Genomic DNA, 22690 nt, shown 5'->3' on the forward strand with positions numbered 1-22690 from the left:
GAAATTTCCGGGTATAGGCAAGGCATTACGGAAACAGGTCAATGACCGTATCCTCAAACCGCTTCTCATGAAATACCATCCGCCACTCTACCTGTTCCACAGGCTCAAAATGCAGCGAAGAACAGGCCGCGTGGAGCTTGCCCTGCTTGTCGTCCGAACTGTAAAGAATTGTTGCAGGACTGTCCGAACCGCCGATGATCCCCATGACCATGGCACATGCGGTGGATACGGGTTGGCCGGGAGCGGGAGGGGCTTGCCTGGGCCGGTCGCCATCGTCACAGTCCACAATGGTCAAAACACCGTCAGGTAGCTCCGGGGTGACAGTATAGCTCATGGCCACATAGTGGCTGGGGTTCTCCAGCCCAGTGTCCGGCATACGGCTCCAGTCCATAGTCTGGGCTTCATATTCCTGCACGGTCAGGATATGCTCCTCGCCGCCATAGGAAAAGACAGCGGCATCCCCTGGACATCTTACCTGAACATGTGGACCGGGGATAGAGACTGGACCCTGGATGATTGTCAGGGAAAGACTGCGAATCTCCGGCTTGCGCTTTGTCGCCCAGGGGTAAGTGGAGCGCCAGATCATCCACCCGAAATTTGGGTCCAGGCCGTAGTGTTCCACGGCCAGTCTGGCCTCGTCTCCCACGGAATACTCGGTCGGCAGACAGGGGTTGTAGGCGGTTCCACAGCCATTGTCTGGGTTCAGATCTTTCCCGTTCAGGCGCGGGATGACGTGAAAATCCAGATTCATCGGGTTATCCAAATCGATCTGCATACGTTGTTCCTGGGTAAATTCCCGGAGGGATTCGGTCTCCTGGTGCAGATCCCATTTCTCCATGAACGCTCGAATATCAGATGGCGCTATCTGCATGCAGAAATCTACTACCAACCCTTTGCCGCATAGGTAGACGGAAGGGATGAGCCAATGGCGGCCCGCCCAGTCAAATTCCTTACGGATGGTCACTTCTTTTCCGGCCCTTCCGTGGCCGAAATGCCCCCAGAAATTTCCGTCATAGAAGACCTTCCACTCTGGAGGCTGCTGAGGTGCGTCCGGATTCAGATCCAAGTCATAGAAATCCTCTGTGTATTTAATTTTGCTGTAATCAAATGTGTCCTGTAGTTCATGGAGATACTGCCACGGCTCCTCCATGGGAGAGAGGCCGGTCTGACTGGCAATCTGTGACAGCACAGGTTTCTGCTCCTCTGTGGGCGGATGATCCGCCAGAAACGCCTGAAACTGCTCGAAGTTCCATTGCCACGCCTGTTCCAGTGCCGCGCTATCGCCGCAGGCAAGAAGCAGACGCAGGAAATCAGGAAAATTGCGCGCCAGAGGGTGGACATAGTGGGGCGCAATATTCATAGGGCTGACGGAAAACACTATTTCGCCAAACCCGCGGATCAAGCAAAAGTGAATCCCATCCACTCCAGCCCAGCCAATGATTTTGGCACCCTTGGGGGTGCAAAAATAGGTCTCGTCCCCGGCACTCCGTTCCAGCCCCAGAGGAGCCAAATCGATGCCATACTTTAAAAATTCCAAATAGGTAAGTTTCAATGGAAGCTCCTCCCGGTAAGTAGGGTTTCGTCAAATGCCATTCAGCTCGGTGCCGTAATGCTCCGACCAAAAGCCGTTGTCCAACGCAATGGTAAAAAACGGCGTCATTTTGTTATAGATCTCCGTATCGGTGGGCTTAGGTAAGCCCAATAAAAAAGAAGTAAATTCCGGTGTTACCTTACCTTCAATGATTTTTCCGTATTGCCAGGTGCTTTCTTTGCATGTTCCAAACGAAAGCGCCATGTTGATCTCCTCTGTTTCCTCTGTCCAACAGTGAATTTCAAAAGTGGAAGCAGTTTTCAGCTTTTCCGCCATGATCTCCTTCCAGCGGTGATTGGTGGGCTCATTATCATCAAAAGCAGCATATTCCATAGAGAAACCTCCTCGTAAAATACAGAAAAATGCCGACATACAGAAAGAAACGAGCGATGTACTCTGGTGTACAGATCGGTTGCGTTACGGCCTGTTTGTCTCCCATGCTTCATGGAGGACACAATACACAGCTGACAATACCGCGGTTTTACACAAAAAGCCATGAACCAGCTTCTGTTCATCCATCCATGTAGCCTGAGGTGAACTGTACGCCTTTACCTCGCAGACCTCCCGGCGAGCGTTTTGAATCGCCTTCTGAATAGAGTTCCACTGGCCGTATGTGCCACCAGTTAGGTGCTTCCTCAATTTCCGAATGGCGCTTTTGTAGGCTTTTTCCGCACCGCTGGGCCCGTTGTGGTTGAGCCGGATGGCCAGCTCCTGAAAGGTCATGCCCTGCTCGTTGGGCTGGCCGATTCCGAGATAACAGCGTACCAAGTTCAGTTCTCTGGGGCTCAGCACCTCTTTCATGCGCTGGAGAAGCAGCGTTCGGCGTATAAAGTGGTCATAAGCCCTGGCAGGATCGCCGCCATATCCAAGATCAAAGACACGCTCACCCAACGATTCAATTTGAAACACGGTGCGGTATTTTTCCATCAAACGCTTGGCCACTTTGGTGGAGACTGCCAACTTTTCTTGAATGGTGGTCAGAAGATCTATTCCAGTGTTCTGCTCGTGTGTGGCGCAGAGAAAAGCAACCTGACGCAGCTGGTAATAGCGGTCCAGTGGGAGGGACAGAGAAAAAGAATTTTGGGCGGTGCAGTCCCGCATGGTCGTCTCAATGGCGGGAGTGGCGTAGGTTAGCAGCCTGGTTCCCATAGATGGATCAAACCGCCGTGCCGCGTCCAGCAATGCAAGCGCCCCCTCCTGCTTGAGATCGTCCACCAGGGAATGCTGGAAAAACTGTTCACAGTAGCTTCTGGCCAGTATGGTCAGGTATCCCTCGTTCTGGGAAAGCAGGAGCGGTGCGGCCTGCACATCACCGTCCTGTATCCGTAGGGCAAGCTCCTCGTTACTCAGACAGAGATCTTCACAGCGGTACATGCTCATGGCCTGTCCTCCCGGGCAAGGCGTGCTCTCGCCTGAGCATAAAGCGTTTCCTGCTCCATGTCGTGTGCATAGCCGTTGGCGGCATAGTGGTTATCCATGAGCGCCTTATCCCGCAGGCACTCCGCTACATACAGTGCTTCATTGCGCAGCTCGCCGGAGATTTTTCCTCTCTGGTGGTGCTTGCGAATGGTGTTGGTGCGGGTGGTGAACAGGCGGTAGACAGGGTGCTGTTTGTTTTGCTCCTTCTGCCGCATCATGGCGCCGTACTGCCGGCAGGTCATGCGGGGATCCTGAGGCGCAATCCCATCGCAGTATTTTGGCATGTGGCCGTTGGTGGTGAGAAAGTATGTGCCGCAGCCGCAGCACCGGCTGGGCGCATGGCCGTGCTGCAGTCCGTTCATCAGGTCAAAGATGTAGAAGCTGATGGCACGGTCAAAGAAATACCGGTTCACAAATACGGTTTCCTTTTCCTGTTTTGGGTGTCTGGCAAAGACATAGGAGGATCTAAGCTCCGGTGTAATGGTGAAGGGCTCAATATCCGGTACCGGCAAATCCTGCATCATACTCCAGAACCATTCACTGTTGAAGCAGTCGTGGGCGGCCATGGCGAAGTAGGTCTCCGTCCGCTTCTTCAGCCGCCGCAGATAGCCCTCCTCAAAATATCGTGCAGCCACAGCGAAGTGCTGGATGCCCAAAGGGATGCTGAAGCCAGCGACCAGATAGCGGAAGAAAAATTCCCGAGCAGGCGAAGCCGGCTTCAGCAGATCGTTGTGGGAAGCCGAGGAAAACATCACCTCCAGTGTGTGCTGCTCCTGCCCTTTGTCCATCAGGCTGTACGGTGGACATTGCCACAGGGCATCCAGCAACTTTTCCAGAGAGGCGCGGGTTCCGTCCAGCAGGTTGATAAATTCACCTCGCCCGGCCAATGCCAGGGCCTCCACCTGATGGCTGATGGCCCCGCCGTGGGTGACCAATTCCTGCATGGTCTCATCGGGGACATTCAACAGTTCGGAGGCAAAGTGGCCAGCCGGGTAGACGGTCTCATGGAAAAAGATCTGATCCTGCCAGATATCCACGGTCAGGTGCAGAAGATTGTTGTTTTGCCTGATCCCCAGTGGCATAGGTCCACCCCCTCTGTCCTATATCTGTTTTTCGTCTGTCTTACGATATTCTCATTTTATCAAAATCCCCCCAATAATCAAGTGAAAGGACAAGAGCCACGATGGCCGCGTGGTCTCTGTCCTTATCTTCTTACAAGGGGATGATCCTAATGAGTAAAACAAAACGACTGCAAACCATCGACGGCGAGAGCCTGATGAGCCTGCCGCTGATGCCGATCAACTTCGTGGTGGACACGCTGATCTCTCAGGGCCTGCACATCCTTGCCGGTTCTCCCAAGGTGGGGAAATCATGGCTGGCCCTGTGGCTGTCTGTCATGGTGGCCAAGGGCGAACCCGTCTGGGGGATGTCCGTGAAGCAAGGCACCACCCTCTACCTCTGCCTGGAGGATTCCGTTCTCCGTATCCAGAATCGGCTCTTCGAGATCACCGAGGACGCGCCGGACAGCGTCCACTTCTGCACAGAGTGCGCCCTCATCGGTCAGGGACTGGAGGAACAGGTAGAAACATTCCTCACCGCTCATCCGGACACCGTGCTGGTCATCATCGATACCCTGCAGATGGTCCGTCCGATCCACGACGCTACCTATGCCAATGACTACCGGGATCTGTCTGTACTCAAACGGCTGGCAGACAAGCACGGCATCGCTATCCTGCTCATCCATCATCTGCGCAAAGAAAAGGCGGAAGATGTGTTCCACCGGATCTCCGGGACCACTGCCATCAGCGGTGCAGTGGATTCCAGCTTCACGCTGGTGGAAGAAAAGCGTGGCAACGGCAGGGCCAGACTGACCTGCGTGGGCCGGGACATCGAATACCGGGAGCTGGAGCTTCGACGCGGCGAGGAAAATGTGTGGGAACTGGTTTCGGACAGCAGAGAAGAGCCCGTACTGTGCGAGGATCGGATTGTCATTCTCCTCTCTGCATTTATGAGCACCAGAACCATATTTATCGGCACTCCCACGGAGCTCTCCGAAAAGATCGACCCTGATAAGACCGAAGGGGTAACGCCAAAAAAGATTTCAAGGCTGATCCTGCAAAGCGTTGAGGCCCTAAGGAAAAACGGAATTGCTGCAGTGGTCCGCCGAAGCAACGGCAAGCGTGTGATCGAGCTGAATCGTGCCGATAGTGTCGATTTGGAAGGTGCCGGAGAAATCGTCCCTATCGACCCTGCTGCCGTTGACCAACCGTCTGGAGAGGGCGCGGCGGGGGCCGTGGAGACGGATTCCTCCCTTCGGGGAGGGCAAGCATCGCGCTCGGCTATACGCCATGCACAGTTTCGGGGCGCTGCCCCGTACCCGGCCCCTGAAGGGGAAAAGGGGGAGCAATGCAGAGAGTAAAAAAGACGGAGATCATCACCCTTCGGGTGACACCCAGAGTCAAAAAAACCATTCAGGAACGGGCCAAAGCCGCTGGCCTGACGGTCACCGACTACCTGTGTTACAGCGGGTTGGGAAAAGAGATCGTGCGAGTAGAAGGACTGGAGCAGGTACTGTCCGAACTGAAAGCCCAGGGGCGAAACCTGAATCAGCTCACCACCCTGGCCAACATGGGGAGGCTGACAGTTGTGAAGGGTGACGCGCTGGCAGAGAATCACAGAAAGATCTATGAACAGCTTCGGGAACTCCTACGGGAGGTGACCTGATGGCGACCTTCACCGCAATTAAAAATCGTGGCGGCGGCAGAGGTGCTCTGGGCGGTGTGCTGAGATATGTCCAGCAGGGGGAGAAAACCACATGGGAAGATCGACAGCTTGTCTCCGGATGGAACTGCACCGCTCAAAGCGTCTGCTCCGAGATGCAGCTCACAAAAGAACACTTCCATAAAACAGAAGGCCGTCAGTACTACCACTTCGTGCAGTCCTTTGACAAGCAGGATGACCTGTCCCCACAGGAGATTCACGCGATAGGGCTGGAGTTGGCCCAGCGGGAGTTTCCCAACTTCGAAGTGTTGGTTGCCACCCATGTGGATACAGAGCATCTCCACAATCACCTGGTGGTGAACAGTGTGAGCTTTCAGAATGGTAAGAAGCTCCACCAAAGTGCCGCCGACCTGCAGGCCCATCGGATGGCCAACGATGAAATATGCGTTGCCCATGGCTTGGAGATCCTTCCGCCGCCGCAGAAGCAGGTCAAACAAAAGCGGATGGGCACCAGAGAGTACCGATCCGCCGCGAAGGGCGCGAGTTGGAAGTTCCGGCTCATGAACACCATTGACCAGTGTATGCGGTATGCCTCCACCAAGGAAGAGTTTATTTCTCTGATGAAAAGTGAGGGCTATGAAGTACGCTGGACGGATAGCAGAAAGAACATCACCTACACCACGCCCAAGGGAATGAAGTGCCGGGATGATCGGCTCCACGAGGAAAAGTACACAAAGGAGGTCATGGAATATGAGTTCAGAATCCGGGCAGCGCTTGCCTATGGAGGAATTGAAGCGGAGGAATGCTCCGCAGGCTATGATGCCGCAGAACTGTCCCAGCAAGGAGGAGTGGCAGGAGCTGCTCCAACGGCTGGACGAGCTGGAGCGGCACACAGCGGCCCACACAGCCCTTCTGCGGGAGGTTTCCAGCCGGAGGGAGCCGTGCCCCACTCAGGCACAGATGGAGGAACTGGCGCGGGACATGGCAGAGATACAGGCGCTGCTGCGACAGGCTGGGAAGAAGAAAGAATTTTCTATTTCTCCGCCCAGCCTGAGAACGGCGATGTCAGTCATGGTATGGCTGGCCCTGATTTTGCTGGGGACCATGGTGGGTATGGTGGTCTTGCAGGTGATCTGGTCCGGCTTGGCCGCTCTCTGGAGCGTGATCAAGATGCTGATTCCATAAGGGATGCCACCACCATGCACCAGCACACCGACCGGAAAACGCTCCGCCAGGAGCAGCAAAAGAAAATCGCCCTCGGTCACAAGGAGGACGATCATGAAGACGAACAAAACTGGCAGCAGACCATGTGAAATATGGAGGAAATACAATGTTTTTATTTAAAGGCGATACGCTGAAGCATGAGACGGAGATCCGCGGGGTCAAGTACATCACCGTCAGCCACTACAATGGAGATCGGGATATCTTTGAAAAAATCGGAGGGCTGATTGCAGAGTCCTTTTCTTCATCAGAAGTAGACAAATTTACGAAGGAATCTTCATTGGGTTCTGATATGGATACGGAGGAGGATTAACGGTATTGTGTGTTGCTAAGGAGGCGAACGCTATGAAAGAAAAAGAAACGGCGGCGATCTACTGCCGTCTTAGTCAGGACGATGGAAGCGTGGGTGAGTCCGGGAGTATTCAGACACAGAAAACCCTGCTGACTCAGTATTGCAAGGAGCATCAAATCGAAATAGGTGGCTACTACTGCGACGACGGATGGAGCGGCACCAACTTCGAACGTCCGGAGTTTAAACGGATGCTGGAGGACATCGAGAGTGAAAAGATCAACCTGATCATCGTCAAAGACCTCTCACGGTTCGGACGGGAATACGCGCAGATGGGTCTGTACATCGAACACTATTTTGAGGAAAAGGGCGTCCGCTTCATCTCGGTGGCAGAAAACATTGATTCCAAAAACGGGATCGACAATCTGGTGCTGCCCTTCACCAATGTGATCAACTCCTTCTACGCCCGCCAGGCCTCCACCAAGACGAAAGCGGCGCACCGTGCCAGAGTGAAAAGCGGCATGTTCATCGGGAGCCGGGCGCCCTTCGGCTATCAGAAAGATCCCAACGACCGCCATCACCTGATCGTCGATCCGCCTGCCGCCGATGTGGTGCGGGACATCTTCCAGATGTTCGCCGATGGGATCGGCTATGTGCGGATGACCAAAATACTGCGGGAACGGGGCGTCTTGAATCCACAGGCCTATTTCAATCAGAACAATCCGGACTACTACAAGAACAGCGACTACTGGCGCAAGCCCTTTGATTGGCACGCCACCTCTGTTCGGGCCATCCTCAATAATCCGGTCTACCTGGGTAAGGTGGTCTTTGGCCGGAGTAAGACCAAGGGCTTCTTTGACAAGCGCCGGGTGGAGGCCGCCGAGGAGGAGTGGGTGGTGGCGGAGAATACCCACGAGCCGCTGATTACCCAGGAACTCTGGGACACGGTGCATCAGATGATGAAAGCCCGGCGGCGGGAGAACGGAAAGGGGGAGGTGCAGCCCTTCGCAGGGCTGGTGAAGTGCGCCGACTGCGGCTCCTCTCTGAATGTGAGCTACGATAAAAAGCACGGAAGATATACGGGGTTCTCCTGCTGGGTCTACAAGAATTACGGCAAGGAGCGCTGTACCTCCCACGCCATCGGCTGGAAAACACTCAACCAGCTGGTGTTGGAGGACATCCGGCGCAATGCCATCATAGCCCGCACCAACACGGGAGAATATATGGACATGCTTATCGCCGCAAAGACGGAAAAGAAGAAGACGGAGACAGACCGGTGCAGGCGGGAGCTGAAAAAGGTGGATAAGCGGATTGCGGAACTGTCCAAGATCCTGACCAAGCTCTATGAGGATGCGGCCCTGGAGAAAATCAGCGAGGAGCGATACCAGGCCATGGCGCCGGGCTATGAGCGGGAGCAGGTGGTGTTGAAGGAGAAACGGGAGGAACTGACTACGGAGATTGCCCACAGTGAGGAGATCTACGAAAATATTGAGGCCTTCCTGCCGGTGATCTGGAAGTATACCAATATCACCGAACTCACACCCCACATTCTCAACGAGCTGATTGAGAAGATTGTGGTGCATGAGAAGGTAGTGGCGGAGGATGGGAGCAAGAGCCAGCAGGTGGATATCCACTACAAGTTCATCGGCTGTGTCAACTGGAAACGGGAGCCCGCCAGTTACGAAACGATAGAAGCAGCCGTGCTGCAGGAACATCAGACGCTCAGTGAGCAGACCGCTTAAAGACGACCGGGGAGAGTCGCACATATGCGGCTCTCCCCGGAATTTTTTGTTTATAGCTGGTGTACGAGAAGCCATGCAAGCAGGTCCTCGTAGCCTTTTTCTCCGGCGGCCACCTGGAGAATGATATCGGCTAACTCTTGCTGCGTATAGGACAGCTCCACGCCGTTGACCGCCAGAAAAACCAGCATGGCGTGGGCACCGATCCGCTTGTTGCCATCTACGAACGGATGATTTTTCACCAGACCGTAACAGAGCCGGGCGGCCTTCTGCTGGAGGGAGGGATAGGCGCTGGTGGTGCCGAACCCCTGAAATGGCGAATTGAGGGCGGAGTCCAGCAGTCCCTCGTCCCGCAGTCCCGGACTGCCGCCAGTCTCATCTACCAGGTGCTGATGGAGCAGCAGTATCTGACGCTTGCTCAGGAACTTCATTTGGCCAGCTCCTCATAGGCCGCCCGGTTTTGTTGAATGAGCCTCGCCGAGACCTGCATGATATCTTCGTCCTCAACGGCCTGCATCTGCTCCGCCTGGCTGAACTCTACAATCAGGTAACGGGGCACATTATTTTTCAGAATGACGGCGGAACCCTGCTCATCCACCAGACGGGCCACTTTGGAGAAATTCTGATTGGCCTCGGTAATGGACACCAGGGTGTTGGAATTGATCATCATACAATCACGCTCCTTCTGCCTTTATTATACGCCAAAATAGGATAAATTCAACCTATAATTTTTAAATATAGGAAAAGTACCGCTTCCACAATGTACCCTTACCGACAACCAGCGGTCGCGTGTTCAAGTCACGTTTCCAGCTCCAAAAAGCTCCTTATCGAAAGATAAGGAGCTTTTTTGTGTCCCAAACCAGATTGAAAAGACGGCTGCCGCCGCCTTGACATGTCTGTGGGATAGATCAAATGAAATGGGAATTATTGTTCCAAAGCTTAATTATTTCTAGAAAATGGCGATATTATAATAAAAGGGAGGGGACTTGTATGGGATTGATCATCGGGCAATTGCCGAGATTACCGGACGAACTCGTCAATAACAGCTGGGTAAAAACCATAGAGATATCCAATCAGGGTGGAAGCCAGCAAGATGACGTTTTCGGTGAGAAGCTGGAAGGCTTAAAGCCGGGGCAGATCCTGGACCATGTTGACATTAGCGGCGCCATACCCCTTGACCCGCTGTTCGGAAAGAATATTGAGTATGATCTGGATAGCTCCTTTGTTGTAAAAGGGCGCCAGGATTTCGTCGCGTTTTCGGGTGGCAACGCTTCTGAAAAAGCGGAGGAACTGGCGGCGCAGATGACAGAATATCCCGTTGGCGTTACGTTTTCCCTGGATGGATTCAGCATGGAGCAGCTTGCTGAGCTGGTAGGCGGTATTGGGAAGGACCTGGACAGTGCCTTTGCCGCAGGGGAGATTTCGGAGCAGGAATATGACGCCTTGAACAAGGGTCTGGCTGCCTATACGGAATTTATGACCGAAAAGGCCGAAAAAGAAAAGGCCTCTTTTGCGGTTATGAAGCAGACGGCGGCAGAGACCCGCGCAGCGATCCAGAGCGGCGCATCGGAGAAAGAGATGTTTGATTACGCGGAACTGGTGCGTGAAAAATGGCAGGAGAAGATCGGCAAGTATCGGGAGGAAAATGGGTATGATCGGACAGCGTTGGATCAGATGATCGCAGCTGTTCGCAGCGGGAACATATCCTCTTTCCAGGCGATGGCATAAAGAAATCATTTGGAAATAATGAATACAAAAAGTGAAATTCAAAGGTGTGAATACAAATGGTGAATGGATTAAGCTCTATATATCCTGGCTCCATACTCAATGCTGCAAATTTCATGATGCCGGAAAAGCTGTCTGACGGCACATCCTTGCAGGATACCAGCATCCAGCAGCAGCCGGCAGGGCAAACACCTCGGTACGACACTCTGGAGTTGACATCGGACCAGTGTCAGGCCACGTTGGATGTTTCCAATGGGATCACAATGGAGGTTCCAAGAGCATGGACCATTGTAAGCGAAACATTTAAAAGCTTTGACGCACACCTTCAGTGGAGCCTGAATGAGGCCGACAGTCTGAACTTGTCCTTTGGCGGCCGGCTGACCTTTCTGAAGGAGGAGGGCCAGAAGTGGGTGGAGGATAAGCGGCAGAATGACCCGGAGATGTTTGCCACGTGGCTCAAACTCCACAAGGATTATATTCAGCGGGGCGAGGGCGATCTGGTGGGTCTGCCTTCCGATTTTACAATGGAAGATTATTATTCTTATGTAAAAGAACCTTTTTCCGTATTGGCCTGATAAAGGACGGCGGTTCTGAATTAAAAACACCCCTTATCGTTGGATAAGGGGTGTTTTTGCGCCTATGTGGAACCTCAAATCATTTCCTCCAGCGTGCGGTATTTGGTTTTGCCGGACTCGTTTTTCGGAATGGACGCCAGGGCCTGGACCTGGAACACCCGGGGCGGAAAGTGCATCTGGGCGCTGAGGTAATCGGTGGCATCCTGGGTGAGGGCGGGCTCCGGGCTGTCGTGGAAGATGCGCAGGCAGTCGTCCTTGCCTACACAGGCGAAGCCGGCCTGGGGGAAACGGGTGGAGAGCAGCCGCTCCACCTCGTCCAGGCTGACCCGGTTGCCGTAGAGCTTCACAAACCGCTTTTTCCGGCCCACAATGTAGTAGAAGCCGTCCTCGTCCCGTTTGGCCATGTCGCCGGTGTGGAGCTCGCCGTGCCACTGATCCCCCAAGCGCAGATCATCCGCCTGCTGGGCGTAGCCCATGGCCACATTGGGGCCCTGGTATACCAGCTCTCCCACCGTGTCCGCCGCCTGGATCACCCCGCCGTCCTCCTGGAGCAGCTGGAACCGGCCGCCGGGGACAGGGATCCCCATGCTGCCGCATTTGCGGATGGCCTCCTCCGGCGGCAGATAGCCCATCCGGGGGGAGGCCTCGGTCTGGCCGTACATGACGCAGAACCGCCGGCCGGTCTGCTCCGCCCAGGCGGCATACTCCCGGTGCAGGGCCTCGGGCAGCTTGCCGCCCGCCTGGGTCAGGGTGCGCAGGGCGGGCAGAGCCATGCTCTGCAGGCCCGCCCGCTGAAACATCCGGTAGGTGTAGGGCACGCCGGCCAGGGAGGTGACCCCCTCCCGCTCCATCAGTTCCCAGAAGGGCCGCTCCAGCACGCTGCGGCGGGTGAGGACGATAGTAGCCCCCGCCAGCAGATGGGTGTTGAGGATGGACATACCGTAGGAATAGCTCATGGCCAGATTGGTGACGGGCCGCTCTTCCTCGGTCAGGCCCAGGTACTCCACGATGGATTTGGTGTTGGACTCCAGATTGCGGGCGCTGATGCGCACCAGCTTGGGGCTTCCGGTGCTGCCGGAGGTGGTGAGCAGCAGGGCCAGCTCAGGGTGGAGCTCCGGGCCTTCCGTCCCCGGCCGGCGGAGCAGCTGGGCGTCCTCCAGGGTCAGATGGGGCTGGAAATCTTTCAGCACCTGCCTGGTTTCCTGGGGCAGATCCTCCGGGACGCAGACGAAGGCCGGCTTGTAGGCGGCCAGCAGGCCCTCCAGCAGCTCCGGCGAGATGTGGGCGTCCAGCAGCAGGGGGACCGCCCCGGTGTTCAGACAGGAGAAATAGCTCAGCAGCAGGCCGGGGGTGTTCTCGCACAGCAGAAAGACCAGCTTATGGCCTCCCACGGCCCGGCCCAGCCGCTCCGAGGCGGCGTTCAGGTCCCCAAGGTATACCGCCGTCCCTCCTCGGTCACCGCCAGCAGCCGTTCCGGCTCCCGGGCGCAGCGGGCAAACAGTTCCATATTAAACCTCCCCTCCGATCATGCGGGACAGGGCGGCGATCACGTCTTTCCCGTCCCAAATGGTGTCCAGCTCCAGGGCCTGCCCCGGAGCCACCACCCGATCCACCCCCCGGGCGCCATGCTCCGCCAGCAGGGCGGCTACTTCCCGGGGCACCACACCGGCGCACACCAGGGTCTGCACCTTGGGGGCGGTCAGCGGGGGCAGTTCCTCCAGGCTGGACAGCTCCCCCTGGAAGAAGAGCCCAAAGCCCCCCTTGAGCACCGGCAGGGGCGCGGTCAGCCCCGCCAGATTGACCACATACAGCAGGTTGCCGCCATACCGCTCCACCCCGGCAGCCGCCGGGGCCTCCATGGTCATGGCGGCGGTACACAGCCGCTCCAGCTTGCGGGCGGCCTGGAAGGGGCCGAAGGGGTAGCGCTCTTCCGCCTCGGCGGCCACCGTCTCCCACCACTGCCGCCGGCAGTCCGGGTCGCCGCCGTCCGCCAGCCACAGCACCAGCTGGGGGCTGGAGCAGGCGTTCTGATCCATCTGATAGGTGTCGTTGTAGAACCGGTGGGCCAGGGCCCTTCTGGCCTCGTCATCCAGAGCGGAGAAATACCGCTGGCTGAACAGGGCCAGGGACCAGCGATCCGGAAAGCACAGTTCCACGGCGTGGGGGGGCATGGGCATGGCCCGCAGAGCGGCCACCGTGGCGTCCCCACCCCACACCACTCTGCCGTCGCTGCGGGCGCAGAATTCCGCAGTGATGGTATCGTCCCGCTCATAGGAGAGCAGCGCGGTGCGGGCCTTGACCCCGGCGTGCTCCGGCCGGTCCAGCACCCGGACGATGGCCGCCACCAGGGGGGCCTCCTCCTCCGCCCGGCGGCTGGACAGCCGGACGATGTTGGCGTTTCCGGCCAGCAGGCCCAGGGCCATGGTATAGGCGAACATGGCCGGCACATTGGAGGGGGCCAGGTGGAAGATCAGCCCCCGGCCCAGCCGGGGAAGGGGGGAGGCATGGCGTCTGGCCAGGGCCTCCAGCCGGGGCCGGCGGCACCAGAAGCCGAAGGCGGCCGCCGCCTCCAGCCGCCGGGTATCCGGCGCGCCCAGCACCTCCGCCGACAGGTCGGAGAGAAAGTTCAGAGCCCTGGAGTCAAAGGGCGGCCAGGGCGTGGATTCCGGAGCGTCCACACCGGCCAACAGGGTGATATTATCCCTCATAGGTGTCGCTGCACCCCCTTACCTCGGCCCGGGGCGCCCGCCCCGTCACCTGAAAATACTTGCCTGCCCGTCCGCAGGGGCAGTCGTCCTCTCCCAGCAGCACGCCCAGGTCCTCGGTGAGCAGAGAATGTCCCGGATAGGAGTGGGGGAGAGGGGAGAGCACCTGGATCAGCCCCGGCTCCCCCACGTCGCAGGGGGAGTAGTCCCGCCAGCGGCGCACCACCACGTCGGACCAGATGCTGGCGTGCAGATGCCCCTGGGGGCATTCCAGATAGATGCAGCCGGTCTGCTCCGCCATGCCGTAATAATTGCGCACCTGTTCAATGCCGGTGACAGCGTGGATGCGGGCCTTGAACTCCTGGGGAGAGACCGCTTCGTTGGCCAGCTTTTTCCAGCCGCCTCCGTGGAGCAGAATCCCCTTGGGGATGGAGAGGGTTTCTCCACGCTCCTCCAGCACCCGGATCACGTGCCGCCAGATGATGTAGGTAAAGCCAAACAAAAAGATGGGCTCCCCCTGGTGGGCCTCCAAAAAGGCCCGCACGCCGTCCAGGTCCAGCTCCATGTGCTCGTCCAGGGCGTAGCAGGTCTTGGAGCCAAAGACGGAGAAGCCCAGCACCCCCGCCCCCCGTGCGGAGAACATGGCCCGGTCCCGCAGTACCCGCTTGCTGTCCAGCACCAGGTAGGGTAGCCGGTGCTCCCCCAGCAGGTCGGCCATGATCCCGCTCAGCGCCCGCTGCTGGACGGCGGAGGTGTCGGCGTCCAGGAAAATCTTGGATACCTGCTGTCCGGTGGTGCCGGAGGAGGTTACGGTTTTGAAGATCTCCTCCTCCGGTACGCTGAGCAGCTCCAGCTCCTTGAAGATGGACACCGGCAGCATGGGGGTGTTTTCCACAGTGCACTCCATATGCTCCGGACAGCCCAACGCCTGCAGCAGCCGGCCGTAGGCCGGACAGCGGGTCCGGTGGAACTGGGTTAGCTGGGTGAGGAGGGAGGCGTAGATAGCCTGCTTCTCCGGGCGGGGCAGGGAGTAGGCCCGGAATTGCAGCAAAGTGTTCAGGTCAATGGTCATGTCCGCTCCTTTCTGTCAGCGTGAACGGAGCTCCGTGGCCGGGACAGATCTGCAGTCCGGGGGCCAGGTTGTCCAGTAACGGCTTGGTATGGGCGTTGTAATCATCGGCGCTGCCGCCGGGCAGCCGGAGGATCACCTCTTCCCCCTGGATGAGATAATCCCCGGAGAAAAAGGTGGTTCCGTCCAGAAAAATACCGGCGCTGCCCGGCGTGTGGCCGGGCAGCGCCGTACACTGGAGCCGGTGCCCTCGCCACACTGTCTCCCAGGTATCCCCGTAAGTGCGGTCCGCCGGCCGGCAGACGAAGGGGGGATAGGACACGCCGGTCTTTCCCCGAAAGGTCAGATAGACCTCCATCAGCTGGGTCATGTTGAGCCGCTTGCTCTGGATGCCCGCGCTGCAGGCCTCGCTGGTTACCACCACCGCCTGGGGCCAGCGCTCTCGCAGGGATTCCAGCCCGGCCATGTGGTCGCAGTGCTCGTGGGTCAGCAGAATGAGCTCCGGCGTCCAGCCCAGCTCCTCCAGCCGGGCCGGTACGCGGACGGGATCGTTGGGGTCGATTATCACCGCGCCGCCGCCCTCCCCCAGCAGATAGCAGTTGCTCTCCGTCAGCGGATCGGTCTGTCGTTCCAGCTCCAGCATGGCTTACAGCTCCACACCGTATTTGGCCAGAACTTCCTTCCCCTTTTCATAGGAGGAAAAGTCCAGCACGTCCACGGTGCTCAGGCTGATCTGGAAGGTCTCCTCCAGATCCCCCATCAGATCCATGTGGCCCAGGGAATCCCACAGGGGAATGCCGCGGTATTTCAGGGTGGGCAGATCCTCCGGCTTCACCCGGAAGGCCCGCAGGAACAGCTGATCGTATTTCTCCAGATTGGTCATGGTGTGGTTTCCTTTCCATTTGCAGCGCGAGAGCGGCATGGGCCGGTCCGGTGGACCGGCCCAATGCCGCTGGGAGGCTGCTATATTATTCGTACTTGCAGTGGAAGCGCTTCTCGTACTCGGCCTTCAGCTCGTCCCGGAAGTCGGGATGGGCGATCTCAATGAGGTTGTGGGCCCGCTGACGGAGGGTGCGGCCCTTCAGGGCAGCCACGCCGTACTCGGTCACCACATAGTCCACGTCGTTGCGGCTGGTGGTGACGGCGGCGCCCTCATCCAGCAGGGGAACGATCTTGGAGATCTTGCCCTTGACGGTGGCGGGCATGGCCATGATGGACACGCCGCCCTTGCTGGCGGAGGCGCCGCGGACGAAGTCCACCTGGCCGCCCACGCCGGAGATCTGCTTGGGTCCGATGCTCTCGGAGGCCACCTGGCCCATCAGGTCCACCTGCACGCAGGAGTTGATGGAGATCAGGTTGTCGTTCTGCGCGATGATGAAGGGGTTATTGACGTAGTCCACCGGGCGCAGCTCCACATCGGGGTTGTGGTCCACGAAGTCGTACAGCCGGCGGGTGCCCATCAGGAAGGCCACCACGAACTTGCCGGGGTTGAGGGTCTTTTTGGCGTTGGTGATCACGCCGGCCTCGGCCAGCTCCACCACGCCGTCGGAGAACATCTCGGAGTGGATGCCCAGATCCTTCTTGCCCTTCAGGAACAGAAGCACCGCGTCGGGGATGGCGCCGATGCCCAGCTGGAGGGTGGCGCCGTCGGGGATGAGGGAGGCGCAGTTCTCGCCGATGGCCTTCTCGATGTCGCCAATCTTGGGGGGATTGAGCTCAATGAGGGGCGCCTCATGCTCCACGATGCAGTCCAGGTCCTCCACGGACACCAGGCTGTAGGGGCCGGTCCAGGGCATCTGGGGGTTGACCTGAGCGATGACGGTCTTGGCCTGCTTGACGGCCTCCTGGGTGTAGTCCACCGACACGCCCAGAGAGCACATGCCGTTCTCGTCAGGGGGGGTCACCATGACCATGGCCACGTCCACCGGCATGGTGGTGCTGAACTGGCGGGGCACCTCGAAGAAGAAGCTGGGGGTGAAGTCGCCCCGGCCCTCCTCGATGGCGGCACGGGTGGAGCCGCCCACGAAGAAGGCGTTGTGGCGGAAGTTGGCGGCGTACTCGGGCTTGCAGTATTCGCCCTTGCCCATGGCCACCATGTGGACGATCTCCACGTCCTTGTAGGCGCTGGCGTTGGCCACCATGGCGTCCAGCAGGTAGGAGGGTTCGCCGCAGGCGTGAGCCACCACCACCCGGTTGCCAGACTGGATGTGCTTCACCGCCTCCTCGGCGGACATCAGGTGCTGCTGATAATGCTCTTTCCAACTCATGGTATAATCACACTTCTTCCATTTAGAATTTGGCGCGTGGCTCAGCGGGCCAGCCACTCACGGCCCAGACGGTCGGCCTCCAGAATGGCGTCGTAGACCTCCTGGGCGGTGATATCTGCCCGCAGGTTTTTGGTGGACTGAGTGGGCACACAGGCGGCCTCCGCCACCTTGTGCAGGGTCTCGGGGACAACCTCGGCAACGCCCAGCTGAGCCAGGGTCATGGGCAGGCCGGTGTCCTTCAGGAAGGAGAGGACCTGCTCCAGCTCCTCCTGGGGGGCCTTTTCCAGCACCAGCTGGGTCAAAGTGCCGAAGGCCACCTTTTCGCCGTGGTACATGCCGTGGGCCTGGGGCTCCTGGGCAAAACCGTCGTTGATGGCGTGGGCGGCGGCCAGACCGCCGTTTTCAAAGCCCAGACCGCTGAGGTAAATGGTGGCCTCCACCACATCCTCCAGCTCGGGGGTCACCTCATGCCGCTCCACCGCGCTCAGGGCGGCCCGGCCCTTTTCCATCAGCAGATTGTAGCAGAGACGGGCCATCATCAAGCCGGTGTTGGACACGTTGCCCCGGGCCATGGTGCGGGCGCCGCTCTTGTGGCAGGCCCTGGCCTCAAACCAGGTGGACAGCGCGTCGCCCAGACCGACGGCGAAGAGCCGCTTGGGGGCGTTGGCGATGATGCTGGTGTCCACCAGGACCAGGTCGGGGTTGCGGCGCATGAGCACCGCCTTAATCACCACCCCGGCGTCGTTGTAGAGCACGGCCACGCCGGAGCAGGGGGCGTCGTTGGAGGCCACGGTGGGGAGAATGACGCAGGGCAGGCCCAGATTCTCCGCCACAGCCTTGGCGGTGTCCAGAGCCTTGCCGCCGCCCATGCCCACCACCACGTCGCAGCCCTGGGCCTTGCACTCGTCCATCTTGGCAAAGACCTCTTCCTTGGTGGCCTCGCCGTGGAAGGTGGTAAAGACCACCTGCTTCTCCTGGGCGGTCAGGCTCTCCTCCACCTGGGCGCCGAAGCGGGAGCGGTTGTTGTCCGAGCAGATGATCAGAAATTTGTCGCCCAGCTTTTTGGCGCTGCGGCCCAGGTTGGCCAGCTCCCCCGCGCCCTGAGCATAGCGGGCGGGGGCTTTGATTGCGTAAGTCATGTTTCTTGTCTCCTACTTGTTTGGATTAGCGAAAGGCCAGCCGGACCTCCAGGTCGGCGGCCAGAGTGCCGTCCACAAAGACCTGCCCCCGGCAGAAGGCAATGGCCCGGGAGGGCTTTTCCTCCAGGAGGGACACATGGATGTCCAGGGTCTCCCCCGGCAGGATCTTGCGGCGGAAAGTGGCCTCCCGCACCCCCATGAACAGGGGGAGGGTGCCCGCGTACCGCTGGGCGGACATCATCAGAATGTCCGCCGCCTGAGCCACCGCCTCGATGGTGTAGATGCCGGGAAGAACCGGCGAGCCGGGAAAGTGGCCGGCAAAGGCGGGCAGGTCGGGCCGGGCCAGGAAGGAAGCCACAACCTCCTCGCCGGGCACCAGGCGGCTCACTTCGTCGATAAACAGCATGGGAGGGCGGTGGGGCAGGATCTCCAGCACCTGCTGGTGGGTCAGCGTAAGTACCTCCTGCTCCTGCAGGGCAAGGGTGAGCTTTTCCTTGGCCGGCAGCAGATCCTCCCAGCCGTTGAGGGGGATGAGGCGGCCGGCCGGAACGGCCAGATCGCTGGTATTGGCGCAGCGGGAAGGACAGCCGCACACCACCAGCGCCGCCGGATAGGGAACGCCGGGAAGGGCGTTGACAAACTCCACCTCGGGGAAAAAGGAGCTCAGCCGCTTGACCAGGGCCACCCGGTCGTATCTGGAATTACAGCCTCCGCAATAGCGGATGGCTACCTGTCGCTTATCCGCCATGGAGCATTTTCAGAATGGTGCGAGCCTCGTTGAGCAGCTCATCGCTGATATCCTGAACCAGAATAGCCTGTTTGATCTGGGGTAGATGCTCCATCAGGGTGGTTTGGATCAACTCCTCAGTGGTCAGATCGGCGGCGGGGCAGCCGGCGCATTTGCCCTTGAGCTTGAAGCGGACCACACCGTCCTTTACCTCCACAATTTCCATGTCGCCGCCGTGGGTGCGCAAGAGGGGGCGCACGTGCTCGTCCAGCACGGCTTCAATCTCCTCATACATGGCGGATAACCTCCTTTGTTCAAAAACCGGGGGGACGGCGGAACACCGCCGCCCCCCCGGTCATCGGTATTGCTGTTGGGTTGGTCTTACTCCTGGATATGGGCGATGGCCTTGGCCAGGGCCTTCTTCTGAGCCAGGTTGCCCTGACGGGAGATCATGATGCGCTGAGCCTGGGGAGAGCCGGCGCCGTGCATGGACTCGGTGCGGTAGCCGACAGCGGCGGTGCCCAGGGACAGGTTCTCGATGAGGCGCAGGATGCGCAGACGGTTCTCGGTGGAGACGGTGGACACGCCGCGCAGGTACTTGTCGATGACGGGCCCCAGCTTCTCGTCGCGGAAGTCGGCCTCGCCGGGAGCGGTGACCATCAGGCCGCCGGCAATGTCCTCGGCCAGACGGACGATCTCATAGGGGAAGCGGGTGACGTTCTGCTTGCAGACGTTGGCCAGCAGCAGGTCGATCATGTAGTTGCCGCTCTCGGTGGGAGCGCCCTCGGCGGAGCAGGCGATGCCGCAGCAGTACAGGGTCTCGTTCAGGTGGGTCATCTCGATGAGCTTATCCTTGATGTGGGAGGCCTTGGCGGCGCCGTTGTAGTCGGCGGCCACGGCGGCGGCGCCGATGAGCACGTCGCCCACGCCGACCTTACAGCCGCCGTAGCTCTGGCGGTGATAGCCGGCGAAACGCTCCACCAGCATGCCGGCGAACTCGGTCTCGCCGTTCATGAAGATGCGGTCGTTGGGCACGAACACATGGTCAAACACGGTGAGGGCCTCCACGCCGCCGAACTCGGCGTTGCCCACGTCCATCTCGCTGCCCTCCAGCTTGCGGGTGTCGCAGCTCTGGCGGCCGATGATCATGAACAGACCCTTGGTGTCCAGAGGCACGGCGAAGGAGATGGCGTAGTCCTTGTCGTCGGGACCCATGGACTGGGTGGGCATCACGATGACCTCATGGCTGTTGATGATGCCGGTCTGGTGGGCCTTGGCGCCGCAGACCACAACGCCGTCCTCGCGGCGCTCCACCACATGCAGGAACATATCGGGATCGTCCTGGGCGTGGGGGGCCTTGGAGCGGTCGCCCTTAACGTCGGTCATGGCGCCGTCCACGGTCAGGTCGTTCTCCTGGCAGTAGAACATGAACTTCTTGAAGTTCTCATGATAGTTGGTGCCGTACTTCTTGTCGATCTCATAGGTGGTGGAGTACTCGGCGTTGAAGGCGTCCATGCCCACGCAGCGCTGGAAGCAGGCGGCGGTCTTCTGGCCCAGCAGGCGCTGCATCTTCACCTTGTTGCGCAGGTCCTCGGTGGAGCGGTGAATGTGGGTGAAACGGTTGATGCGCTCGCCGGTCTCGGGGGAGATGGCGGTCATCAGGTCCTGATACTCGGGCATCTGAGCCAGATCATAGGTCATGCGCACGCTGTTCAGAGAGGGGCGGAGGATGGGGTTATCGACGGGATTCTCCACCTTCTTGCCGAACATGTAGATCTCCATGGGGATCTTGCGGATGCTTTCGATGTACTGCTCACCAGTCATGAGTGCCATAAGTCAGAACTTCCTTTCTCATTTAAATTTCAGTTATGGCTGAACATTTCAGGACTAATCGCGATTGTTCTCGCTGGAGGCGGAGACGGCGGCCTGCTGAGACTGCTCCTTCTTCTTGCCCTCAAACAGCAGGAAGAACAGGATGAGACCAACGGCCAGACCCCAGGCAGCGCCCTGGATGGCCAGAACGGCGCCCATAACGCCGCAGATACCGCGCTCGATATCGGTGCGGCACATATTCATAGCCAGCTGGGTGCAGATGAAGCCCTGGACGATCAGGGTCAGGGACAGAGCCACAGGCAGCACGGGCTGCAGCAGGGAGGAGATGGGGATCAGAGCCACGCAGACGAAAGTGGACCAGCGGAAGGTGCCGGCGCCGCTGTAGATGGACTCCATGGCCTTGGGACCCTCTTTATACCGCTGAGACACAGCGGCGGTGACAGCCGCCCACAGGGGGCCGCAGGTCTGGGTGTAGGGGCAGCAGATAGCCATGGCCACGTTGCGGATACCGCTGATGACGTTGGAGCGGTTGGCGTTGAAGTCGATCTTCTCGTCCTGACGGATCTCGTCAGCGCTGGCAATGAGCTCCTCAGAGGTAACAAAGTCGCCGAAGGCGATGATGTACACCACGATAGCGGTGGGGATGGCGGCGAGCCAGGTGGTGGCGCTGGGCCAACCGATGGCGAAGGGAGAGAGCTGGTTCCAGATATTGCCAAACTCGGGGATCTTGAACAGGGGCCACCACTGCACGTCGGGGATGGCCAGCTCGCCCACGAGGGGGCCCAGCACGATGCCGATGATGATGGCGGGCAGCATGCCGAACTTGCCGATGACGTCAATGACCTTGTTCTGTCTGCGCATCTTGGCCCAGATGGGGCTGAACAGGCAGAAGTAAGCGATCAGCACGCCCACGGTGATGGAAATGGGATAGGTCCAGTAACGGCCCGTGGCGCTGATCTCGCCGATGATGGCGGACAGACCGCCGCCCATCAGCACGCCGGCCTTCACGGAGTTGGGTACCAGGTGGACCATCTTGCCGCCGATGCCGGTAATACCGAACACCAGGAAGATGACGCCCAGAATGAGCTGCATGGCGATCAACGCCTGCGTCCGTTCCGGTCCAATGGCGTACCCGTCTTCCAGGAAGGCGGTGATCAGGGGAATAGCGGGGGTAATCCAGCCGGGGACCACCGGGTCGCCCAGCAGTACATGCAAGTTATAGAAGAAGCCGTTAATGATAACCATGGAGAGCGCTACTTCGTAGCTGACGCCCAGCACTTCGGTCAGCACGGGGATAGCGCCCAGACAGGTAGCACACATAAAGACTGCCTGCACCATTTCAGGTATAGACCATGCGTAGTGGATGAACGGAAGACGGATCTTGAAAATACCGGCTTTCCAATAAGGCTGTTCCTCGCCGTATTTGCGGTAGCGGCTGACGAATTGTTCGTTTGCCATATGCGTTCCCTCTTTCTCACCCCAAAGCAGGAGTTTTTTCGTTCCCGTTACGACAGTTGGCCAACTGTTTCGTGACGGTCTTTAATTATTGCATAGCGCGTGCCAACTTATGAAAAAATGTCCAATCCATTGTGTCTCAATGGATTGGACATTTTTAGGGCAATACCGCACAGAAAAGTAGGCGCGATACTGCCAGAAGTGATATAATAAGA

At 58.8% G+C, this 22690-nt stretch carries 24 protein-coding genes; 7 read left to right on the forward strand and 17 right to left on the reverse strand.

The window, feature by feature from the left end; genetic code table 11:
- Positions 1-25: 25 nt before the first annotated feature.
- The 4 genes from B5F88_RS03140 to B5F88_RS03155 all read right to left on the reverse strand — a co-directional run bounded on the left by B5F88_RS03140 (position 26) and on the right by B5F88_RS03155 (position 4092).
- The gene (locus B5F88_RS03140) at positions 26-1552 is read right to left on the reverse strand and encodes a hypothetical protein (RefSeq protein WP_087341549.1); all 1527 of its coding nucleotides are present in this window, start codon (positions 1550-1552) and stop codon (positions 26-28) included.
- A gap of 30 nt (positions 1553-1582) precedes the next feature.
- Positions 1583-1924: a hypothetical protein gene (locus B5F88_RS03145; RefSeq protein ID WP_087341550.1), complete on the reverse strand. Its 342-nt coding sequence runs from the start codon at positions 1922-1924 to the stop codon at positions 1583-1585.
- 84 nt (positions 1925-2008) lie between these two features.
- Complete coding sequence (locus tag B5F88_RS03150; RefSeq protein WP_087341552.1) at positions 2009-2971, reverse strand: sigma factor; 963 nt, start codon at positions 2969-2971, stop codon at positions 2009-2011.
- Positions 2968-4092, reverse strand: a complete 1125-nt coding sequence (locus B5F88_RS03155; protein WP_087341554.1) for a DUF6076 domain-containing protein — start codon at positions 4090-4092, stop codon at positions 2968-2970. Before B5F88_RS03155 ends, B5F88_RS03150 begins: the two co-directional genes overlap by 4 nt.
- A gap of 149 nt (positions 4093-4241) precedes the next feature.
- Between B5F88_RS03155 and B5F88_RS03160 the strand changes: the two genes are divergently transcribed.
- Genes B5F88_RS03160 through B5F88_RS03180 form a run of 5 tightly spaced genes read left to right on the forward strand, consistent with a single transcriptional unit; the run spans position 4242 to position 8983 of the window.
- Entirely contained in the window at positions 4242-5429 is a 1188-nt protein-coding gene (locus tag B5F88_RS03160) for an AAA family ATPase (RefSeq protein WP_087341555.1), read from the forward strand.
- On the forward strand, positions 5417-5734 hold the full coding sequence (locus tag B5F88_RS03165) for a hypothetical protein (protein ID WP_087341557.1): 318 nt from the start codon (positions 5417-5419) through the stop codon (positions 5732-5734). The genes B5F88_RS03160 and B5F88_RS03165 overlap by 13 nt, the downstream gene beginning before the upstream one ends.
- Positions 5734-7044 (forward strand): relaxase/mobilization nuclease domain-containing protein, encoded by a 1311-nt coding sequence (locus B5F88_RS03170; RefSeq protein ID WP_087341558.1) that lies wholly within the window; start codon positions 5734-5736, stop codon positions 7042-7044. The genes B5F88_RS03165 and B5F88_RS03170 overlap by 1 nt, the downstream gene beginning before the upstream one ends.
- Before the next feature lie 17 nt (positions 7045-7061).
- A complete protein-coding gene (locus B5F88_RS03175) occupies positions 7062-7265 on the forward strand; it encodes a hypothetical protein (protein WP_087341560.1) in 204 nt (67 codons plus the stop codon).
- A 32-nt stretch (positions 7266-7297) separates the two neighbouring features.
- Positions 7298-8983 carry a recombinase family protein gene (locus B5F88_RS03180; RefSeq protein ID WP_087341562.1) on the forward strand — a complete coding sequence of 562 codons (1686 nt, stop codon included), beginning with the start codon at positions 7298-7300 and terminating at the stop codon, positions 8981-8983.
- Positions 8984-9033: 50 nt separating this feature from the next.
- Here the strand turns inward: B5F88_RS03180 and B5F88_RS03185 are convergent, their stop codons facing one another.
- Both B5F88_RS03185 and B5F88_RS03190 read right to left on the reverse strand, forming a co-directional pair.
- Entirely contained in the window at positions 9034-9411 is a 378-nt protein-coding gene (locus B5F88_RS03185; RefSeq protein ID WP_087341565.1) for a type II toxin-antitoxin system death-on-curing family toxin, read from the reverse strand.
- Complete coding sequence (locus tag B5F88_RS03190) at positions 9408-9650, reverse strand: type II toxin-antitoxin system Phd/YefM family antitoxin (protein ID WP_087341567.1); 243 nt, start codon at positions 9648-9650, stop codon at positions 9408-9410. The genes B5F88_RS03185 and B5F88_RS03190 overlap by 4 nt, the downstream gene beginning before the upstream one ends.
- Positions 9651-9970: 320 nt before the next feature.
- Here B5F88_RS03190 and B5F88_RS03195 point away from each other — a divergent pair, with 320 nt between their 5' ends.
- Complete coding sequence (locus B5F88_RS03195; RefSeq protein ID WP_087341569.1) at positions 9971-10708, forward strand: hypothetical protein; 738 nt, start codon at positions 9971-9973, stop codon at positions 10706-10708.
- A gap of 113 nt (positions 10709-10821) precedes the next feature.
- The gene (locus tag B5F88_RS03200; RefSeq protein ID WP_140402049.1) at positions 10822-11280 is read left to right on the forward strand and encodes a hypothetical protein; all 459 of its coding nucleotides are present in this window, start codon (positions 10822-10824) and stop codon (positions 11278-11280) included.
- A 74-nt stretch (positions 11281-11354) separates the two neighbouring features.
- Here B5F88_RS03200 and B5F88_RS03205 read toward each other — a convergent pair whose 3' ends face one another.
- The 11 genes from B5F88_RS03205 to B5F88_RS03255 form a co-directional block, all read right to left on the reverse strand.
- Entirely contained in the window at positions 11355-12671 is a 1317-nt protein-coding gene (locus B5F88_RS03205; RefSeq protein ID WP_242959615.1) for an AMP-binding protein, read from the reverse strand.
- A 117-nt stretch (positions 12672-12788) separates the two neighbouring features.
- Positions 12789-13988 (reverse strand): acyl-CoA reductase, encoded by a 1200-nt coding sequence (locus B5F88_RS03210; protein WP_087341573.1) that lies wholly within the window; start codon positions 13986-13988, stop codon positions 12789-12791.
- Positions 13978-15057, reverse strand: coding sequence for an acyl-protein synthetase (locus B5F88_RS03215; protein ID WP_087341575.1), 1080 nt, complete (start codon positions 15055-15057; stop codon positions 13978-13980). The genes B5F88_RS03210 and B5F88_RS03215 overlap by 11 nt, the downstream gene beginning before the upstream one ends.
- Positions 15047-15697, reverse strand: a complete 651-nt coding sequence (locus B5F88_RS03220) for an MBL fold metallo-hydrolase (RefSeq protein ID WP_087341577.1) — start codon at positions 15695-15697, stop codon at positions 15047-15049. The genes B5F88_RS03215 and B5F88_RS03220 overlap by 11 nt, the downstream gene beginning before the upstream one ends.
- Before the next feature lie 3 nt (positions 15698-15700).
- On the reverse strand, positions 15701-15937 hold the full coding sequence (locus tag B5F88_RS03225) for an acyl carrier protein (protein ID WP_087341579.1): 237 nt from the start codon (positions 15935-15937) through the stop codon (positions 15701-15703).
- An 85-nt stretch (positions 15938-16022) separates the two neighbouring features.
- Positions 16023-17321: an acetyl-CoA hydrolase/transferase C-terminal domain-containing protein gene (locus tag B5F88_RS03230; RefSeq protein ID WP_087341581.1), complete on the reverse strand. Its 1299-nt coding sequence runs from the start codon at positions 17319-17321 to the stop codon at positions 16023-16025.
- Positions 17322-17362: 41 nt separating this feature from the next.
- Positions 17363-18460 (reverse strand): glycerol dehydrogenase, encoded by a 1098-nt coding sequence (locus B5F88_RS03235; RefSeq protein WP_087341583.1) that lies wholly within the window; start codon positions 18458-18460, stop codon positions 17363-17365.
- A gap of 25 nt (positions 18461-18485) precedes the next feature.
- Positions 18486-19208, reverse strand: a complete 723-nt coding sequence (locus tag B5F88_RS21715; RefSeq protein WP_087341585.1) for a hypothetical protein — start codon at positions 19206-19208, stop codon at positions 18486-18488.
- The gene (locus tag B5F88_RS03245) at positions 19198-19482 is read right to left on the reverse strand and encodes a NifU family protein (RefSeq protein WP_087341587.1); all 285 of its coding nucleotides are present in this window, start codon (positions 19480-19482) and stop codon (positions 19198-19200) included. The genes B5F88_RS21715 and B5F88_RS03245 overlap by 11 nt, the downstream gene beginning before the upstream one ends.
- 86 nt (positions 19483-19568) lie before the next feature.
- Positions 19569-21020: a 4-hydroxyphenylacetate 3-hydroxylase family protein gene (locus B5F88_RS03250; RefSeq protein WP_087341589.1), complete on the reverse strand. Its 1452-nt coding sequence runs from the start codon at positions 21018-21020 to the stop codon at positions 19569-19571.
- A 54-nt stretch (positions 21021-21074) separates the two neighbouring features.
- A complete protein-coding gene (locus B5F88_RS03255) occupies positions 21075-22478 on the reverse strand; it encodes a solute carrier family 23 protein (RefSeq protein WP_087341591.1) in 1404 nt (467 codons plus the stop codon).
- Positions 22479-22690: the final 212 nt, after the last annotated feature.

The organism is Flavonifractor sp. An306 (assembly GCF_002159455.1).
GTDB lineage: Bacteria > Bacillota > Clostridia > Oscillospirales > Oscillospiraceae > Flavonifractor.

Bases quoted from the DNA above. Each gene is read 5' to 3' on its own strand.
- B5F88_RS03145 (WP_087341550.1), bottom strand. From the start codon at position 1,924: ATGGAATATGCTGCTTTTGATGATAATGAGCCCACCAATCACCGCTGG.
- B5F88_RS03150 (WP_087341552.1), bottom strand. From the start codon at position 2,971: ATGAGCATGTACCGCTGTGAAGATCTCTGTCTGAGTAACGAGGAGCTT.
- B5F88_RS03155 (WP_087341554.1), bottom strand. From the start codon at position 4,092: ATGCCACTGGGGATCAGGCAAAACAACAATCTTCTGCACCTGACCGTG.
- B5F88_RS03160 (WP_087341555.1), top strand. From the start codon at position 4,242: ATGAGTAAAACAAAACGACTGCAAACCATCGACGGCGAGAGCCTGATG.
- B5F88_RS03165 (WP_087341557.1), top strand. From the start codon at position 5,417: ATGCAGAGAGTAAAAAAGACGGAGATCATCACCCTTCGGGTGACACCC.
- B5F88_RS03170 (WP_087341558.1), top strand. From the start codon at position 5,734: ATGGCGACCTTCACCGCAATTAAAAATCGTGGCGGCGGCAGAGGTGCT.
- B5F88_RS03175 (WP_087341560.1), top strand. From the start codon at position 7,062: ATGTTTTTATTTAAAGGCGATACGCTGAAGCATGAGACGGAGATCCGC.
- B5F88_RS03180 (WP_087341562.1), top strand. From the start codon at position 7,298: ATGAAAGAAAAAGAAACGGCGGCGATCTACTGCCGTCTTAGTCAGGAC.
- B5F88_RS03185 (WP_087341565.1), bottom strand. From the start codon at position 9,411: ATGAAGTTCCTGAGCAAGCGTCAGATACTGCTGCTCCATCAGCACCTG.
- B5F88_RS03190 (WP_087341567.1), bottom strand. From the start codon at position 9,650: ATGATGATCAATTCCAACACCCTGGTGTCCATTACCGAGGCCAATCAG.
- B5F88_RS03195 (WP_087341569.1), top strand. From the start codon at position 9,971: ATGGGATTGATCATCGGGCAATTGCCGAGATTACCGGACGAACTCGTC.
- B5F88_RS03200 (WP_140402049.1), top strand. From the start codon at position 10,822: ATGATGCCGGAAAAGCTGTCTGACGGCACATCCTTGCAGGATACCAGC.
- B5F88_RS03210 (WP_087341573.1), bottom strand. From the start codon at position 13,988: ATGAGGGATAATATCACCCTGTTGGCCGGTGTGGACGCTCCGGAATCC.
- B5F88_RS03215 (WP_087341575.1), bottom strand. From the start codon at position 15,057: ATGACCATTGACCTGAACACTTTGCTGCAATTCCGGGCCTACTCCCTG.
- B5F88_RS03220 (WP_087341577.1), bottom strand. From the start codon at position 15,697: ATGCTGGAGCTGGAACGACAGACCGATCCGCTGACGGAGAGCAACTGC.
- B5F88_RS03225 (WP_087341579.1), bottom strand. From the start codon at position 15,937: ATGACCAATCTGGAGAAATACGATCAGCTGTTCCTGCGGGCCTTCCGG.
- B5F88_RS03230 (WP_087341581.1), bottom strand. From the start codon at position 17,321: ATGAGTTGGAAAGAGCATTATCAGCAGCACCTGATGTCCGCCGAGGAG.
- B5F88_RS03235 (WP_087341583.1), bottom strand. From the start codon at position 18,460: ATGACTTACGCAATCAAAGCCCCCGCCCGCTATGCTCAGGGCGCGGGG.
- B5F88_RS21715 (WP_087341585.1), bottom strand. From the start codon at position 19,208: ATGGCGGATAAGCGACAGGTAGCCATCCGCTATTGCGGAGGCTGTAAT.
- B5F88_RS03245 (WP_087341587.1), bottom strand. From the start codon at position 19,482: ATGTATGAGGAGATTGAAGCCGTGCTGGACGAGCACGTGCGCCCCCTC.
- B5F88_RS03250 (WP_087341589.1), bottom strand. From the start codon at position 21,020: ATGGCACTCATGACTGGTGAGCAGTACATCGAAAGCATCCGCAAGATC.
- B5F88_RS03255 (WP_087341591.1), bottom strand. From the start codon at position 22,478: ATGGCAAACGAACAATTCGTCAGCCGCTACCGCAAATACGGCGAGGAA.